The 16,170-nt window shown below is 69.1% G+C and carries 15 protein-coding genes; 8 read left to right on the plus strand and 7 right to left on the minus strand.

What is annotated here, in order from left to right:
- Positions 1-60: 60 nt before the first annotated feature.
- Positions 61-1,245, plus strand: coding sequence for a hypothetical protein (locus tag E6C64_RS04840; RefSeq protein WP_136426512.1), 1,185 nt, complete (start codon positions 61-63; stop codon positions 1,243-1,245).
- 54 nt (positions 1,246-1,299) lie between these two features.
- Here the strand turns inward: E6C64_RS04840 and E6C64_RS04845 are convergent, their stop codons facing one another.
- Both E6C64_RS04845 and E6C64_RS04850 read right to left on the minus strand, forming a co-directional pair.
- Complete coding sequence (locus E6C64_RS04845) at positions 1,300-2,469, minus strand: PrsW family intramembrane metalloprotease (protein ID WP_136426513.1); 1,170 nt, start codon at positions 2,467-2,469, stop codon at positions 1,300-1,302.
- 94 nt (positions 2,470-2,563) lie between these two features.
- Entirely contained in the window at positions 2,564-3,472 is a 909-nt protein-coding gene (locus E6C64_RS04850; protein WP_136426514.1) for an SMP-30/gluconolactonase/LRE family protein, read from the minus strand.
- A gap of 72 nt (positions 3,473-3,544) precedes the next feature.
- On the opposite strand from E6C64_RS04850, the gene E6C64_RS04855 reads away from it, so the two are divergent.
- Both E6C64_RS04855 and E6C64_RS04860 read left to right on the plus strand, forming a co-directional pair.
- A complete protein-coding gene (locus E6C64_RS04855) occupies positions 3,545-4,345 on the plus strand; it encodes an SDR family NAD(P)-dependent oxidoreductase (RefSeq protein WP_136426515.1) in 801 nt (266 codons plus the stop codon).
- A gap of 326 nt (positions 4,346-4,671) precedes the next feature.
- A complete protein-coding gene (locus E6C64_RS04860; RefSeq protein WP_136426516.1) occupies positions 4,672-4,878 on the plus strand; it encodes a hypothetical protein in 207 nt (68 codons plus the stop codon).
- A gap of 166 nt (positions 4,879-5,044) precedes the next feature.
- Here the strand turns inward: E6C64_RS04860 and E6C64_RS04865 are convergent, their stop codons facing one another.
- Positions 5,045-6,511 (minus strand): FAD-binding oxidoreductase, encoded by a 1,467-nt coding sequence (locus E6C64_RS04865; protein ID WP_136426517.1) that lies wholly within the window; start codon positions 6,509-6,511, stop codon positions 5,045-5,047.
- Between the two features lie 54 nt (positions 6,512-6,565).
- Between E6C64_RS04865 and E6C64_RS04870 the strand changes: the two genes are divergently transcribed.
- The gene (locus E6C64_RS04870; RefSeq protein ID WP_136426518.1) at positions 6,566-7,102 is read left to right on the plus strand and encodes a DUF6328 family protein; all 537 of its coding nucleotides are present in this window, start codon (positions 6,566-6,568) and stop codon (positions 7,100-7,102) included.
- Between the two features lie 190 nt (positions 7,103-7,292).
- Here E6C64_RS04870 and ku read toward each other — a convergent pair whose 3' ends face one another.
- Positions 7,293-8,210 carry a non-homologous end joining protein Ku gene (gene ku / locus E6C64_RS04875; RefSeq protein WP_136426519.1) on the minus strand — a complete coding sequence of 306 codons (918 nt, stop codon included), beginning with the start codon at positions 8,208-8,210 and terminating at the stop codon, positions 7,293-7,295.
- Positions 8,211-8,302: 92 nt separating this feature from the next.
- On the opposite strand from ku, the gene E6C64_RS04880 reads away from it, so the two are divergent.
- Genes E6C64_RS04880 through E6C64_RS19190 form a run of 4 tightly spaced genes read left to right on the plus strand, consistent with a single transcriptional unit; the run spans position 8,303 to position 12,809 of the window.
- A complete protein-coding gene (locus E6C64_RS04880) occupies positions 8,303-10,891 on the plus strand; it encodes an ATP-dependent DNA ligase (RefSeq protein WP_136426520.1) in 2,589 nt (862 codons plus the stop codon).
- Complete coding sequence (locus tag E6C64_RS04885; RefSeq protein WP_199240959.1) at positions 10,888-12,087, plus strand: YihY/virulence factor BrkB family protein; 1,200 nt, start codon at positions 10,888-10,890, stop codon at positions 12,085-12,087. Before E6C64_RS04880 ends, E6C64_RS04885 begins: the two co-directional genes overlap by 4 nt.
- Positions 12,088-12,096: 9 nt before the next feature.
- A complete protein-coding gene (locus tag E6C64_RS18900) occupies positions 12,097-12,252 on the plus strand; it encodes a hypothetical protein (protein WP_158437739.1) in 156 nt (51 codons plus the stop codon).
- Positions 12,249-12,809: a hypothetical protein gene (locus tag E6C64_RS19190; RefSeq protein WP_199240960.1), complete on the plus strand. Its 561-nt coding sequence runs from the start codon at positions 12,249-12,251 to the stop codon at positions 12,807-12,809. Before E6C64_RS18900 ends, E6C64_RS19190 begins: the two co-directional genes overlap by 4 nt.
- A gap of 114 nt (positions 12,810-12,923) precedes the next feature.
- Here the strand turns inward: E6C64_RS19190 and E6C64_RS04895 are convergent, their stop codons facing one another.
- The 3 genes from E6C64_RS04895 to E6C64_RS04905 all read right to left on the minus strand — a co-directional run bounded on the left by E6C64_RS04895 (position 12,924) and on the right by E6C64_RS04905 (position 16,014).
- A complete protein-coding gene (locus E6C64_RS04895) occupies positions 12,924-14,474 on the minus strand; it encodes an aspartate ammonia-lyase (RefSeq protein ID WP_136426521.1) in 1,551 nt (516 codons plus the stop codon).
- Positions 14,475-14,545: 71 nt separating this feature from the next.
- Positions 14,546-14,833 carry a hypothetical protein gene (locus E6C64_RS04900; protein WP_136426522.1) on the minus strand — a complete coding sequence of 96 codons (288 nt, stop codon included), beginning with the start codon at positions 14,831-14,833 and terminating at the stop codon, positions 14,546-14,548.
- Positions 14,830-16,014, minus strand: coding sequence for an inorganic phosphate transporter (locus E6C64_RS04905; protein WP_136426523.1), 1,185 nt, complete (start codon positions 16,012-16,014; stop codon positions 14,830-14,832). The genes E6C64_RS04900 and E6C64_RS04905 overlap by 4 nt, the downstream gene beginning before the upstream one ends.
- Positions 16,015-16,170 lie beyond the last annotated feature (156 nt).

Raw genomic sequence — 16,170 nt, forward strand, 5'->3', positions numbered from 1 at the left:
TCGGTCGACCAACCGCGCTCGGTTCCAACGACCGCGCGAGCCATCTGGCTACCATGAGCCGTGCCGTCGGTCGACTACGCCCCACTCATCACGCCGCTGCCGCGCGAGCACGTCACCGCCTACCGACAGCACGCCGTGCAGATCGGCGCGATCGGGCCGAACTTCGACGCGCTGAATATCGTCCGCGTGGTGATCACGGTCGGCGTCGGACTGTTCGCGCTGCTCTTCGCCGGCGGATTCCTGTTCGTCGGCATCCACCTGGTCTCGGTGGATCTCGAGGGCCTCGGCGCCTTCAGGCTCGGCGCGTGGATCTTCGTGCTCGCCCCCGCCCTCATCATCGCGGGCATCATCTGGGGAGCGATCGCCTCGCTCCGCAAGGCCTTCGGGATCAGCCGCTGGCAGCGGTGGGCACGACTGGATCGCTTCGCGGCGGTGAACGGCATGCGCTACTCCCCTGTGGTCGCTGCAGGGATCGAGCCGGGCATGGTGTTCAACCAGGGCAGCAGCCGGACGAACCTCGACCTCTTCGAACTGGGCGACGGCTGGCTCAGCAGCGCCGTCCGGATCGGCAACTACCGCTACACGACGGGATCGGGCGATGATGCCCGCACCTGGAACTGGGGATGCCTGAGCATCCAGCTCGACCGGCCTCTCCCCCACATGCTGCTCGACGCCACCGGAAACGACTCCTCGTTCTTCGGTCGCCGCGTGAGCAACCTGCCGTCGTCCGTCTCGCCCGACCAGCGACTGTCCCTGGAGGGCGATTTCGACCGCTACTTCACCCTCTACGCGCCACGGCAGTACGAGCGCGACGCGCTCTACGTGTTCACCCCCGATCTGATGGCGCTGCTCGTCGACGAGGTCGGCGACACACGAGTGGGCGGCACAGTGGGCGGCACGGGCGGCGGATCCCGCGGCCGACGGGCTGCATTCGATGTGGAGATCGTGGACGACCGGATGTACGTCTACTCCAGCGCTCCGTTCGACCTCGCGGATCCCGGCGTGTGGCAGCGCCTGCTCGGCATCGTGACGACGGTGGGCAGCAAGACCCTTCGGCAGACCGTTCGCTATTCCGACCAGCGCGGCGCGGCCGGAACCATCGCTCCGCAGGGCCGTCGGCTGCGGGGCCGCACCTCGTGGATCACGATCTTCGTCTTCCTGGCCGTCTTCGCCGTGCTCTGGGGCCAGGATCTGCTCGCCGGACTGGTCGGATTCGTCTCAGGACTGTTCGGCTTCCCCCGCTGACTCCTCCGCGCGTCGCCCGGCGGACCGAGGCGGAGAACCGAGCCGGTGTGCCGATCAGGCGAGCAGGGCGCGCCGGTCCTCGCCGATCGCGCTGAGCAGTGCCAGCTCATCGGGGGCGGAGCCGATCGCGGCGCGCCCGCGGACCAGACGCTGCCGGGTGTGAGCCAGACGGGTCGCGTCGCGGACGAACCGCTTCATCGCGGCGACCTTGTCCTGCCCGGGGACGACCGGCTGGGCGCGGGCCCAGAGCATCGCCTGTCTGCGCCCGGTGTGCGTGGAGAGCAGGTCCACCTCGCTCGGCGCGAACCAGCCGACCTCCGCGTACTCCGCGAGGCGGGTTCGCGTGACCCGCCGCTCGGTGACGCGAAGCGTGACGACGAGGGCGATGGCGCCGAGGAACAGCGGCACCTGCACGATCAGGTAGTACGACACGACATCGGAGACGACGTAGAACGCGCCGTTCCAGAGTGCGTGCAGCCCGGCCGCCGGGATCAGTCCGAGCAGGTAGAAGCCGATCGCGCCTCCCCGACCCGTCCTCCGAGAGGCGAAGCCGAGCGCGAGCCCCGTGCACGAGGTGAACATCACGTGCGCGAACGGCGAGAAGATTCCGCGGACGACGAAGGTGCTGACGAAGCTGTCGCCACCCTCTGCGAGCGCACTGCCGAAGTAGAGGATGTTCTCCGAGAAGGCGAAGCCGCCGGCGACCGTCGCCGCGTAGACGAGTCCATCGACCGGCCCATCGAAGTAGCGCCGCCCCACCCAGAGGATGAGCAGCACGCCGAAGCCCTTGGCGCCCTCCTCGACGAGCGGCGCCTGCAGGACCGAGGCCGTGAGGTCGGACTGCAGCGTCACGCCGCTGGCGTACGAGGCGATCTGCACCGACAGGTCGAACAGCAGCGCGATCACGACCGCGGCTCCCGCGCCCCAGAGGAAGGCGAACCAGAGCGCCGAGCGCGGTTCGGGCTCCCATCGGTCGACCCAGCGGACCGCGAGCAGCACGATCACCAGGGGGACGAGCGCCGCCACGGTGGCGATGATCACGCCTCCGACGCCCAAGCCGAGGATGAAGTAGACGAACAGCAGCACCAGCAGCAGGGCGCCGAGCGCGATGCCGAACACCGCGAGCACGATCGATGCGGTGCTCGCCCCGGTGCGGGGCTGCTGCCAGAGCGGCTGGACAGGAGCGGGCGCGGCGGCAGGAGGCAGGTGACCCGGCATCGACATGGGGAAACCCTATGTCCCGCCCCCGACCGGCGGACGGATCCGCCCCCGGAATCGCGGGACGCCGCGTCGTAGTCGGGCCGCAGCGGTGGAGCCGTCAGCCTGCGAAGGAGCGGACCGGATATCCGGCGGTGCGCGTGCGCAGCGCGAAGATCCCGCCCGACAGCGGCCAGCGCTCGAGGTCCTGCTCGCTCAGGTTCCCTCGGGCCGTGGCGATGAGGAGAACTGAGCCGTCGTCCCCGCCGAAGACCACCGAGGTGACGTTCGGGGCGGGGACCTCGACGCGTTCGACGACGTCGCCCTCTGGGCTGAGCCGGACCACTGCGCCGTCGCCGTACACGCCGCTCCAGAGGAAGCCGTCCCGATCGAGGGTGAGCCCGTCGTGCATCCGGCCCACCGCCCACGGCTGGAGCTCGCCAGGACCAGCCTCTGCGGTCCACGGCGCCCGATAGACGGTCTGCGAGCTCGTATCGGTCAGATAGGCCACCGTGCCATCGGCGGACCACTCGAACCCGTTGGCAGTGCCGAACCCGCCTCGGATCGTGCTGACCGAGCCGTCGCCGAGCACCCGGTAGACGGCGGCGTCGGGTTCCCCGGTCGTCATGTTCATCGAGCCGACCTGGAACGCGCCGGTCGGATCGACCTTGCCCTCGTTGTTCCTGATCCCGGCGTGGGCGTGGGAAATCCTCGCGAGCACGCGGCGCTCATCCCCCGTCTCATCGCACACCACCACGTCGGCGCCGAGCGCAAGCACGAAGCCTCCGCCCGCCCTCGGCTGGAACGAGGCGAGCGGCGGATCGAAGCGGATCACACGATCATCGCTTCCGTCGACCGCACCCGAGTCCGAGCCGATATGCAGAGTCCCCAGCGGGATGTCGCACCAGTGCAGCGAGCCGTTCTGCCACACGAGGCTCTCAGCCAGGACGGCCCCGCCGGAACGCCAGATCACCGGGTGGCCGATGGCCGCGGGCGGAAAACCGAGCGTCGTGTCGCCGTCCTTCGTCATCGTTCCAGCCAAGCACATCCTGCTCCCATCGCGCCCCCAGGTGAGGGCGTCGGGCGGGAGTAGCTTCATGGCATGGACCTCGGCATATCAGGCAGGATCGCGCTCGTCAGCGGAGCCGACTCCGGCATCGGATGGAGCACCGCCCGCATCCTGCTCGATGAGGGCGCGACGGTGGTCATCACCGACAAGGAGCAGGACGAGCTCGACGCGGCGGCGGCGAGGCTGATCGCACCGGACGGCCGGCTGTTCGCCTTCGCGGCCGACCTCACCAGCGTCGAATCGATCGCCCGTCTGCACGAGCAGGTGACGGCCGCGGTCGGCGACATCGACATCCTCGTCCAGTCGGCGGGCGTGACGGGCGCGCAGGGACTCTTCCACGAGATCGACGACGCGGGCTGGACCAGCACCATCGAGGTCGACCTCCTCGGCCCCGTGCGACTGGTGAGCGCATTCCTGTCCTCGCTGAGGAAGGGCGGCTGGGGACGGCTGGTCTTCGTCGCCTCAGAGGATGCCGTGCAGCCCTACGACGACGAGCTGCCCTACTGTGCGGCGAAGGCCGGCGTGCTCGCGCTCGCCAAGGGGCTCTCCCGCAGCTATGCCCGCGAGGGACTGCTGGTGAACGCCGTGTCGCCAGCCTTCATCTCCACGCCGATGACCGACGCGATGATGGACAAGCGGGCCGACGAACGCGGCAACTCGAAGGACGAGGCGATCGCGAGCTTCCTCGACGAGGAACGGCCCTACATGGAGCTCAAGCGACGTGGCGAGCCCGATGAGGTCGCCGCGGTCATCGCGTTCCTGTGCAGTGAGCGGGCGTCCTTCGTGAACGGCTCGAACTATCGGGTCGACTCAGGCTCGGTCGCCACCATCTGAGGCCCATTACCTCTCACCGGACGTGGGAGCGCGACCATTGGGCGGCCCGAATACCGCTCACCTTTTCGGTTTTCACGCAAGCCCTATTCGTTGTCCGAGGCAACGTTTATGGTCGTCACTGGCGCCCCCACTCGGGGGCGGCTGAGAAAATGCTCTTTATCAGCGCGTGTCGAGAACTCGGCCGCTAATCTCTGGACTGCAGAGCAAAGAAGACTGCGGGAGTGAATATGAGAAGCACAGACACCAGAAGGTCATCGTTGACCACGGATGGCGCAACGTCAGAGCTGACGACAGCGGAATACCATCCCTTCGCTCGGTCGATCGACGTGGGCGAGTGGATCGTCGAAGACCCGAAGACGCATCGCCCGTTGGGCTTCGTGCACAGCCGGGTGAACCGCGACAGTGGCACCACCGAGTACGTCGTGTACCCCTGGCACGACGAGTCGATCGTGGTGCGTGCATTCGACGGTGCCCACCCCACACTGTTCGAGGCCACGGCCTGGTTGCGCTGGCACGACGACAACCCGATCTGATTCGCACGACCTGACGCGCCCTCTCGGGCGCACGATCCGAACCATCCGATGGGCCCGGCCTCGCAGACTGCGAGTCCGGGCCTTTCGCACGCATGCCGGTTGGTGCATATGAGCCGCGCAGGCCAGGAATCCGCACGGCAGCCCTGCCCTCCGAACGAGCTGCGAGCTATTCGGCGCCCGATCTCGTCGACGCCATCTCGAGCTCCGGCTCGAGTGACATCGGGCCGAAGACCTTTCCCGGGTTGAGGATCCCCTGCGGGTCGAAGACCGCCTTGATGCCCCGCTGCAGCTCCATCCCGTCCAGCCCCAGCTCGTCGATGAGCCAGCGCCTCTTGAGCAGTCCGACGCCGTGCTCACCGGTCAGGGTCCCGCCCAGCTCCATGGCAGCGCGGAACAGCCGGTCGGCGACCTGCCAGATCTGCTCGGGCACCTCGCCGTCCCGACTCCGGGGCATGTCCGGCGGGATAATCACATTGGGATGCAGGTTGCCGTCGCCCGCGTGCGCGATCGTCGGGATCGCGATGCCCGACTCCGCCGAGATCCGCTCGATCGCGGCGAACATGGCGGGCAGCTGCGAGCGCGGCACGGCGACATCCTCGATGAGCACCTGCCCGGCGAGCTCGAAGGCGGGGTGCGCCATCCGACGCACCCGCAGGAGCCGCTCGCCCTCCTCGGGGTCCGTGGTCAGCTCGGCATCTCCGCCCGCCGCCTGGATGATGGCGAGCGCCTCCCGCGCCTCCGCTTCGGACGCTGATCCGTCCGTCTGCACCAGCAAATACGCCGACCCGCGCTGGGACAGCGGCTGGTGCCCGGGCTCTCCCGCGAGAAGACGATCGAGCAGAGCGAGCGAGGCCGCGTCGAGCAGCTCGAGCGCAGCCGGCCGCAGACCGGCTGCGGTGATGGCCGCCGACGCCGCGGCCGCCCCGACGACGTCGGAGAAGTAGGCGCCGATCGTGGCCACGACCCCCGTGGGCAGCGGCCGCAGCTTCAGGGTCGCGCCGACGATGATGCCGAGCGTTCCCTCCGACCCGATCATCAGCGCGGTGAGGTCGTATCCGGTCACGCCCTTCACCGAGCGGTGTCCGACCTCGACCAGCCGGCCATCCGCGAGGACCACCGAGAGCCCGAGGACCGCCTCGCGGGTGACGCCGTACTTGGCGCAGAGGATGCCGCCCGCGTTCGTCGAGATGTTTCCGCCGACCGATGAGATCGCCTTGCTGGCGGGGTCAGGAGCCCACCAGAGTCCGCTCTCGGCCAGCAGCTCGTTCAGCTCGGCGTTGAGTATCCCCGGCTCCACGACGGCGAGCTCGTCGGCGACGTTGACCTCGAGCACCCTCCGCATCCCGCGCACCGAGAGCACGATCTCGCCCGTCGATCCGATCGCGCCACCGGCGAGGCCTGTCCCCGCCCCGCGTGGCACCACGGGGATGCCGAACTCACTTGCGATCCGCATCGTCGTCTGCACCTCGTCGATCGTCGTCGCTTCGACGACAGCCATCGGACGTCCCGGGGCGAGCCAGCCGCTCTTGTCGAGACGAGCCGCCTCTCGCGCCTCGTCGTCGGTGCGGACAGCGTCGCCGAGCTCGTCGAGAAGCCGGGAGACCAGCTCGCGTTCGGTGGGTGCAGGCGCCATGTGCACACTCTAGATCTCGCGTTTCCGAGGGGCATCCGTCGCTACCATTCCCCTATGGCCGACGACGCTCCGCGCCCCAGCTCAGCACCCCACCCCGCCGATGTCGACGCCGATCCCGGCGACGGTCGGGACGAGACCAAGGCCGAGCGGATGGACCGCAACTGGAACGAGATCCTCCAGGAGCTCCGAGTCACGCAGACCGGCACCCAGATCCTCACCGGCTTCCTGCTGACCCTGCCGTTCCAGCAGCGCTTCGAGGACCTCGACCGGTTCGAGCTCGACGTCTACCTCGTGCTGGTGGGCCTCGCCGTGCTGTCCACCGCCCTCGGGCTTGCGCCGGTCAGCCTGCACCGGGCGCTGTTCCGGAAGAAGGCCAAAGAGGAGATCGTGACCATCGCGGATCGGCTGCTGCGCGGCGCCCTCGTCTGCATCGGCCTGCTCACCACGGGAGTGGCGCTGCTCATCTTCGACGTGGTCGCCAATCGCACGGCCGGCTTCATCGCGGCGGGGGCGACCCTGGTGCTCCTGGCGCTGGTCTGGCTGGCGCTGCCGATCACCAACCGACCCAACCGCGGCAGCGATCCACGCTGAATCGCTGCCGTCGTTCCTTCCTGAATTCAGGAGAAGGTGGTTGATTCAGGAACAGAAGTCTCTACGGGGCCTGAATTCTTCGCCATCTCCTGAATTCAGGAACCGCATCGTGCATTCAGGCTCTGCCCGCCATTGTTTCCGTGACGTTCCATTCTCGAATGCCATTCCCCCCGATCAGACGGAGAGGAATTCAGGCGCGCTTCTTGGCCGGGGACTTGCGCTTGGGCTTCTCGTCAGCCTCATCGTCAGCCTCGTCGTCACCGGCGTCGTGATGGTCGTCCTTCTTGGACGCGCCCTTCGATCCTTTGCCCGACTTGGCCCGGTTTGCTTCAACGCTGCGGCGCAGGGCCTCCATGAGGTCGAGCACCTCTCCCCCGTCGTCGTCCGCGGAGTCGTCCGACGCTCCGAAGGTGGACTCCGTGTCGATGGAGTCGCCCTGCTCGAGCTTGGCGTCGATGAGCTGCTTGAGCTGCACCTGGTAGTCGTCGGTGTAGTCCTCGGGGGTGAAGTCGCTCTCGAAGCTCTTGACCAGCGACGCGGACATCTTGAGCTCCTTCTCGGAGATGTTCACGTGCTCATCGAGGGCCTTGAACTTCGCGTCGCGCACCTCGTCGCCCCACAGCAGGGTCTGCAGGACGAGGACGTCGTCCCGCACCCGGAGGGCGGCGAGCCGGGTCTTCTGACGGAGCGCGAACTTGACGATGGCGGTGCGATCCGTCTCCTCGAGAGTGCGCCGCAGCAGCACGTAGGCCTTCGAGGACTTGGAATCGGGCTCGAGGTAGTACGCCTTCTCGAACATGATCGGATCGACCTGATCGGTCGGCACGAACTCGACCACGTCGATCTCGCGGCTCTGCTCGACCGGCAGGGACTTGAGATCCTCGGCGGTGATCACCACCGTGCGGTCCCCGTCGTCGTACGCCTTGTCGATGTGCTCGTAGTCCACGATCTCGCCATCGATCTCGCAGCGGCGCTGATAGCGGATGCGCCCGCCGTCCTTGTCGTGCACCTGGTGCATCGCCACGTCGTGGTCCTCGGTGGCGCTGTAGAGCTTCACCGGCACGTTGACCAGGCCGAAGGTGATCGCGCCCTTCCAGATAGACCTCATCCGCCCAGTATTCCCCTGATCGGAGCCGGAAAGGTAGTTTGAGGAGGAGACCTTCAGCGTGAGGGTCCGAGCCGCGTCGACCGGAGGCAGGGATGGCCAAGCAGTCCGGATCCGGTGAGCTGGTGAGCGTGGACGGCCACCGGCTGAAGCTGACCAATCTCGACAAGGTGCTCTACCCCGAGACGGGCACGACGAAGGCCGACGTCCTCGACTACTACGCCCGCATCGCGGATGTCCTCATCCCCCATGCCCGCGACCGCGCCCTCACCCGCAAGCGCTGGGTGCACGGCGTTGGCACGGCGGACGAGCCGGGCCAGGTCTTCTTCCAGAAGAACCTCGAAGACGGCGCGCCCTCCTGGGTGAAGCGGCGCGAGATCGAGCACAGCTCCGGCGTCAACACCTACCCCCTGCTCAACGACCGGGCCACCCTCACCTGGCTGGCCCAGCTCACCGCGCTCGAGCTGCACGTGCCGCAGTGGCGCTTCGGCCGCAACGGCGCCCGGCACGACCCCGACCGGATCGTGCTCGACCTCGACCCGGGCGAGGGCGTCGGCCTGGCCGAGTGCGCCGAGGTTGCTCGGCACGTCAAGGACATCCTCGAGGGCGTCGGGCTCGACCCGATGCCGGTCACCAGCGGCAGCAAGGGCATTCACCTCTACGCCCATCTCGACGGCACGAGGTCGAGCGACGAGATCTCCGCCTTCGCCCATGAGCTCGCCCGCGCCCTCGAGGCCGACCTTCCCGACCTCGTGGTCAGCGACATGAAGAAGACGCTGCGCACCGGCAAGGTGCTCGTGGACTGGTCGCAGAACAACGGGAACAAGACCACGATCGCGCCGTACTCGCTGCGCGGCCGGCTTCATCCGATGGTCGCGGCCCCCCGGACCTGGGACGAGCTCGACTCGGCGGATCTGCGCCAGCTCGACTACGAGGAGGTGCTCGCCCGGGTGGAGGAGCGGGGCGACCTGCTCGCCGCCCTCGACGACGGCTCCGCAGAGGGTGGCCATCCCGAGGATCTCAGGCCTCCGCTCGAGCCCACCCCCGAACGGACGGCGTCCTTCCAGGCGACTCCCGAGGCCCGCGATCGGCTGGCCACCTACCGCAGCATGCGCGATGCCGCCAAGACCCCGGAGCCGGTGCCCGCCGAGCCCTCGATCCCCTCGGACGGCCGCAGCTTCGTCATCCAGGAGCACCACGCCCGTCGCCTGCACTGGGACTTCCGACTCGAGAACGACGGCGTGCTCGTGTCGTGGGCGCTGCCGAAGGGCGTGCCGACGAGCGGCAAGGAGAACCACCTCGCCGTGCACACCGAGGACCACCCGCTCGAGTACGGCACCTTCGAGGGCAGCATCCCGGCCGGCGAGTACGGCGGCGGCGAGGTCACGATCTGGGACGCCGGCACGTACGAGCTCGAGAAGTGGCGCGACGACGAGGTCATCGCTGTCCTGCACGGCCGCCCGGACGGTCCCCTAGGCGGTCCGGTCAAGGTCGCGCTCATCCGCACCGCGCGAGGCGGGGACGAGAAGAACTGGCTCATCCACCGGATGGCGCTCGACGCCGCATCCGCTGAAGGCGAGTCGACCGAGTCGCCGGCCCCGAAGGCATCGGCCCCCGCCAGGACGGCGTCCGGTCGCGACCAGGGCGTCGAGCACAGCCCCGGCGTCCGCACCGTGCTCTCCACGGGCCCCATGCTCGCGACGCTCGGCACCCCGCTGTCCATCACCGCGAGCGACGACTGGGCCTTCGAGATGAAGTGGGACGGCATCCGCGCACTCGTGGAGATCGACCCGGGCAGCGAGCCGGTCGTGCGGCTCACCAGTCGCAACGGCAACGACCTCACGAAGGCCTACCCCGAGCTCGCAGCGGTCGCTGAGGCGATCGGCGACCACCAGGCGGTGCTCGACGCGGAGATCGTGGCGCTCGATCGGAAGGGGCGACCCGACTTCGGTCGCCTGCAGCAGCGGATGAACCTGACGAAGTCGGCCGACATCGATCGGGCCGCCGCGCAGGTGCCGGTCGTGCTCATGGTCTTCGACCTCCTCGAGCTCGACGGCCACTCCCTGCTGCGTGCCCCCTACGTCGAGCGCCGCGAGCGCCTCGTGGCCGACGTCGCCTCGACGGGTCTCGTGCAGGTGCCGCCCGCTTTCGACGCGGGTCACGACGAGGGTCCGGAGCGCGGGATCGAGGACGCGATGGCGGCGAGCCGCGAACTCGGCCTCGAGGGCGTCGTGGCGAAGAAGCTCGCCTCGACCTACACGGCGGGTCGCCGATCGGCAGCCTGGGTCAAGCTCAAGCACACCCGCACGCAGGAAGTGGTCATCGGAGGCTGGCGCCCCGGCAAGGGCCGACGGGCCGATGGGATCGGATCCCTGCTCCTCGGAATCCCCGGCGAGCACGGACTGGTGTACGTCGGTCGGGTCGGCACGGGCTTCGGTGACCGCGATCTCGACGAGATCGGCACGAAGATGGACAGCATGAGCCGGAAGACCAGTCCATTCGCGGACGTCCCCCGCCCCGACGCGGCCGACGCGCACTGGGTGACCCCGCAGCTGGTGGGCGAGGTGGAGTTCGCGGAGTGGACTTCGACCGGGCGCCTGCGCCAGCCCAGCTGGCGCGGCTGGAGGCCCGACAAGTCGGCCGATGACGTGGTGCGCGAAGGCGCCGTCGGAGAGGGGTCGTGACCGCGCGACGCGCGGCGACCTCCGGTCAGGATCATGCGTCGGTCCGCACGCTCGGTCGACGGGAGATCGCCTACGCGTTCCGCCGCGCGGGCCACGGATTCATCCGCACCCGCGGCCTCGACTCCGCGGCGGCGCTCACCTTCTTCTCCGCGCTGACCCTGTTCCCCGCATCGCTCGCGACCCTGTCCGGACTCGCCATCATCGGCGGCAACGACGACTCGGCGATCGACTTCGTGCTCAGCGTGGTGAACGAGGTCGCCGACGACTCGACGGTCGAGACCGTCCGCGGCCCGCTCGACCAGCTCACCAACATCCCGAATCCCTGGCTCGCCTTCGCCGCAGGGCTCGTGGTGCTGCTGTGGGTCGGATCGGCCTACGCGACGGCCTTCGGCCGGGCGCTGAACAGCCTCTACGGGGTTCAGGAGGGCCGCAGGATCTGGAAGTTCCGCAGCCTCATGCTGATCGTGGCCGCCGGTCTGGCGATCGGGATGGGGCTCGCGACGCTGCTCCTGCTCGGCACACCCAACGTCGCCGACGCCGCCGCGGAACTGCTGGGCTTCGGCGAGCCGTGGGTGACCGTCTGGAACGTCGTCCGCTGGCCTCTGCTCGTCGGGCTGGCATCGACCCTGATCGCCGCGCTGTACTACTGGACGCCGACCGTGGAGCGCCAGTCCGCCCCGTACTTCTCCTACGGCGCCGTGCTCGCGCTGATCGGCTGGACCGGCGCCACCACGCTGTTCTGGGTGTACGTCACCCACGTCGCTCACTACGACGAGCTGTACGGCTACCTCGGCGGCGCCCTCGTGATCCTGCTCTGGCTGTACATCAGCAATCTCGTGCTGATCTTCGGCGCGGGTCTCGACGCCGAGCTGGTGCGGGTGCGGCAGCTGCGGGGAGGGATCGAGTCGGAGGTGGCGATCCGGGTCCCCATGCGGGACACCTCGCGCAACCTGGTCATCGCCCGTTCACTCGCACGCGACGAGGCCGAGGGCCGCGCCATCCGCCTCGAGGCGGATGCAGAGCGCGAGCAGCGTGCCAAGCACCTGGTGGCGCCCCTCGAGCCGGCCCCGGAGCCGGCACTCTCACCGAGCCGGGATGCGGGCCAGGATGAGCCGTCCGAGGCCTCCGCGCGACCGGCTTCGGCGTCGGCCTCGGCCGACGCCCCTCCCAGTCCGGTGACCAGTCCGCTGGCCTAGTCTGGGGACATGACCAAGAGGCCAGCCGACACCTCCTCCGGGGATACGACAGCCGACGCGGTGGAGACCGATTTCTCCATCCCGGCCGACGCAGACCTGCGCCCCTCCCCCGCCAGCGATTCCGACGAGGACGCCGCTCGGAATGGATCGGAGGACTCGGAATGAGTCTCCGGACCAGGATCATCTTCGGATTCGGCCTCGGCCTGGGCTACGTCCTGGGTACCCGCGCCGGTCGCGACCGCTATCTGCAGCTCAAGGAGAAGGCGGACGAGCTCTGGCACGATCCCCGCGCCGTCAAGGCTCGTGAGGACGCCGCCCGCTACGCGCGCGAGCAGGCGCCGGTCCTCCGGGATGCGGCCATCGACGCGGCAGAGAAGACCCGTGACGCGGTGAAGGGCACCGCCGTCAAGACGGCCGAAGCCGCCGAGAGCTTCGGCAAGCGGACCGCTGACGTCGCCACCAAGACCGCGACCAAGACGGTCGATGCGACCCGCGAGGCCTACGAGAAGTCGGCGGATGCGGCCAAGCACTCCGCCGAGCGCACGGCGGATGCGGCCAAGGGCGTCGCCCACCGGGTGACCGACACCGTCGAGGACGTGCAGAAGCAGATCGACGGGGCGACAGACGACCTCAAGGAGCGGCGCGATAGGGCCCTCCGCACGGCCGCAGAGTCCCGCGACGACGCGCTCGCCGCATTCGACGACGACGAAGACGAGGACTGACCGAGGGCCTCGATACGGGCGCAGAGCGCCCTACTCGACCACCGGGCATCCCATCGATGGTCGAGTAGCGCCGCCAGGCGCGTATCGAGGCCCTTCGGCCAGCGAGCCCGTGCGTCAGCGGGTCGCGGGCGGAGGCATCATCGGCTGGACCGGCGGGAGCACCGGGATCGGCGCGGTCTCCGTCGGCTGTCCCGAGATGCGCTCCAGGGCGAGCAGGTTGGTGACCTCCTCGCGGGTGAGCAGGCCCGACTCCACGACGAGGTCCGCGACGTCGCGCTGACCGGCGAGCGCCTGCTTGGCGAGCGTGGCGGCCGCCGCGTAGCCGATGTAGGGCGTCAGAGCCGTGATCACGCCCACCGATGAGCCCACCATCTGGGCGAGGCGACCCTCATTGGCCGTGATGCCCTCGATGCAGTTCACGCGCAGGGTGCGGCAGGCGCCGCCCACCCAGGCGAGGCTCTGCAGCAGCGAGTGGGCGATGATCGGCTCGAAGGCGTTGAGCTGGAGCTGCCCCGCCTCCGCCGCCATCGTGACCGTGACATCCGCCCCTGCCACCGAGAACGCGACCTGGTTGACGACCTCGGGGATGACGGGATTCACCTTGCCGGGCATGATCGACGACCCCGCCTGGCGGGGAGGCAGATTGATCTCGCCAAACCCGGCCTGCGGGCCCGAGGAGAGCAGGCGGAGGTCGTTGCAGATCTTCGACAGCTTGATCGCGGACCGCTTGAGCGCCCCGGACAGCGACATGAAGACGCCCGCGTCGGAGGTGGCCTCGACCAGGTCGGCCGCGGTCTCCGTGTCGTAGCCGGTGACGATCCGCAGATGCCGGTTGACCGCCTCGGCGTAGCGGGAATCGGCCGTGATGCCCGTGCCGATCGCCGTCGCGCCGAGGTTGTGCTCGAACAGCAGCGGGATGGTCTCCCGCAGGCGGGCGTGATCCTCGCCGAGGGTCACCGCGAAGCCGCGGAACTCCTGGCCGAGCGTCATCGGCACGGCGTCCTGCAGCTGGGTCCGCCCCACCTTGAGGATGTGGGCGAACTCCTTGCCCTTGTGCGCGAAGGCGATCCGGAGCTCGTCGAGCTCCTGGAGGAGCTGGTCGAGGCCCATGCAGAGCGCGATCTTCAGCGCGGTCGGATAGACGTCGTTGGTGGACTGGCTGCGGTTCACGTCGTCGATCGGATGCAGGTGGGCGTAGTCGCCCTTGCGCCGCCCGGCGAGCTCGAGCGCCCGGTTGGCGATGACCTCGTTCGCATTCATGTTGGTGCTGGTGCCGGCGCCGCCCTGCACCACGCCGACGATGAAGTGCTCGTCGAGCAGCCCCCGCTTGACCTCCTCGCAGGCCGCCTCGATGAGGGCGCCCTTGTCGGGCGCGAGCACCCCCAGCTCGACATTGGCGCGGGCGGCGGCCTGCTTGACGGCGCCGAACGCATGCACGAAGTGCGGATAGACCGAGATGGGACGGCGGGAGATCGGGAAGTTCTCCAGCGCCCGCGCGGTGTGGATCCCCCAGTACGCGTCGGCGGGGATCTCCATCGAGCCGAGCGAGTCGGTCTCCGTCCGCGTTCCCCCCGGCGACGTGGGCTGTGCTGACTGATCGAGGGCAGGGGTCGTCTGGATGAGCGCTTCGTCGGACACCACACCGACGATACGCGGATGGAGCATCCCGTCCAGGGACGAGCCGGGGCCCCTGCGGCGTTTCGCCTCCTCGGCCGCCGACCGATCCCGAGAGGTGCTCAGCCGTGCAGCGCGGGGATGATCAGATACACGCCGTAGAGCACGCCGAGGCCGGCCAGCACGAAGCAGACGACGCCTCCGACGGTGGCCGATGCGGGTCGGGTCGGATCGCTGACGTCGTCCATCTCATCGTCGCGAGCACTGCCGGCGCTCGCCGCTGCACCCACCGTCTCGGCGACGGGAGGGGTGGAGAGGAAGCGGATCCCCGTGGCGAAGAGGCTGACGATGATGGCGGCGCCGCCGATGGCGACGGCCGCGACGAGGAGGAGGGCTGACCAGTCGATCATGCGTGCTGCTTCCCCTTCGGACGACGGCGGCCCGACTTGGGGATCTTGATCATCTGACCGGCCGCGTTGACCTCCTTCTCGAGGCTCGCGCGGTCGACGCGGGTGTTCCGCGACAGCACGAAGATCGCGACGATGAAGGCGACTCCGACGATCGCGTCGATCACGACGCCGACGACGCCCAGTCCGATGACGAGGGCGGCGAGCGCGCCGATCGCGGCGGAGACGGGGAGCGTGATCAGCCAGCCGAGCACGATCCGCGCTGCCATCGACCAGCGCACGGATGACCCGCGGCGGCCGAGACCCGATCCGATGACGGAGCCGGACGCGACCTGCGTGGTCGAGAGCGCGAAGCCCAGGTGCGACGAGGCGAGGATGGTGGCCGCGGTGCTGGTCTCGGCGGAATAGCCCTGCGCGGGCTTGACCGCGGTGAGGCCGGTGCCGAGGGTCTTGATGATCCGCCAGCCGCCGGAGTAGGTGCCGAAGGCGATCGCGAATGCGCATGCGGCGACGACCCAGAGCTGCGGTCCGCTTCCCTGATCCTGCATGCCGGCGGCGATCAGGGTGAGCGTGATGACGCCCATCGTCTTCTGAGCGTCGTTGGTGCCGTGCGCCAGCGCGACGAGCGACGACGAGAACACCTGTCCGTAGCGGAAGACGCCGCGGCCGTCGGGTCGCCCGTCGTGACGGCGAGTGATCGCATAGGCGATCCGGGTGGCCACGAATGCGGCGAGACCCGCGATCAGCGGGGCGAACAGCGCGGGCAGGATCACCTTCGACAGCACGACGCCCAGGTCGATCGCGCCGATCCCCGCCCCGACCAGCGCCGAGCCGATGAGGCCGCCGAAGAGCGCGTGGCTCGAGGACGAGGGCAGCCCGAAGTACCAGGTGAGCAGGTTCCAGACGATGGCGCCGATGAGGCCGGCGAAGATCAGCTCCGGCGTGATCTGCACCCCGTCCGCTCCCTCGCGGATGATCCCGCCCGACACCGTCTTGGCGACCTCGGTGGACAGGAACGCGCCGACCAGGTTGAGCACCGCCGCGATGGCGACCGCGGTGCGCGGCTTGAGCGCGCCCGTCGCGATCGGCGTGGCCATCGCGTTGGCGGTGTCGTGGAAGCCGTTGGTGAAGTCGAAGAAGATCGCCAGGGCGATGACGAGTACGACGATCAGGGTGAGGTCCATGGGCGCCCTACTCGGAGACGCGGCAGATTGCGGAAACCACGGCGCAACTCTACTGGGATGAACACCCGGTGAACTATTCGGCCAGCAGCGTTACTCCTGACCTGGGGGCGATTTGACGGCGAATCAGTCGCGCGAGTCGGCGGTGTCCGGCGGGGT

It is taken from the genome of Naasia lichenicola, assembly GCF_004801885.1.
GTDB lineage: Bacteria > Actinomycetota > Actinomycetes > Actinomycetales > Microbacteriaceae > Naasia > Naasia lichenicola.

Bases quoted from the DNA above. Each gene is read 5' to 3' on its own strand.
- ku (WP_136426519.1), bottom strand. From the start codon at position 8,210: ATGAGGTCTATCTGGAAGGGCGCGATCACCTTCGGCCTGGTCAACGTG.
- E6C64_RS04880 (WP_136426520.1), top strand. From the start codon at position 8,303: ATGGCCAAGCAGTCCGGATCCGGTGAGCTGGTGAGCGTGGACGGCCAC.
- E6C64_RS19190 (WP_199240960.1), top strand. From the start codon at position 12,249: ATGAGTCTCCGGACCAGGATCATCTTCGGATTCGGCCTCGGCCTGGGC.
- E6C64_RS04870 (WP_136426518.1), top strand. From the start codon at position 6,566: ATGGCCGACGACGCTCCGCGCCCCAGCTCAGCACCCCACCCCGCCGAT.
- E6C64_RS04850 (WP_136426514.1), bottom strand. From the start codon at position 3,472: ATGACGAAGGACGGCGACACGACGCTCGGTTTTCCGCCCGCGGCCATC.
- E6C64_RS04905 (WP_136426523.1), bottom strand. From the start codon at position 16,014: ATGGACCTCACCCTGATCGTCGTACTCGTCATCGCCCTGGCGATCTTC.
- E6C64_RS04855 (WP_136426515.1), top strand. From the start codon at position 3,545: ATGGACCTCGGCATATCAGGCAGGATCGCGCTCGTCAGCGGAGCCGAC.
- E6C64_RS04895 (WP_136426521.1), bottom strand. From the start codon at position 14,474: ATGCTCCATCCGCGTATCGTCGGTGTGGTGTCCGACGAAGCGCTCATC.
- E6C64_RS04900 (WP_136426522.1), bottom strand. From the start codon at position 14,833: ATGATCGACTGGTCAGCCCTCCTCCTCGTCGCGGCCGTCGCCATCGGC.
- E6C64_RS18900 (WP_158437739.1), top strand. From the start codon at position 12,097: ATGACCAAGAGGCCAGCCGACACCTCCTCCGGGGATACGACAGCCGAC.
- E6C64_RS04845 (WP_136426513.1), bottom strand. From the start codon at position 2,469: ATGTCGATGCCGGGTCACCTGCCTCCTGCCGCCGCGCCCGCTCCTGTC.
- E6C64_RS04865 (WP_136426517.1), bottom strand. From the start codon at position 6,511: ATGGCGCCTGCACCCACCGAACGCGAGCTGGTCTCCCGGCTTCTCGAC.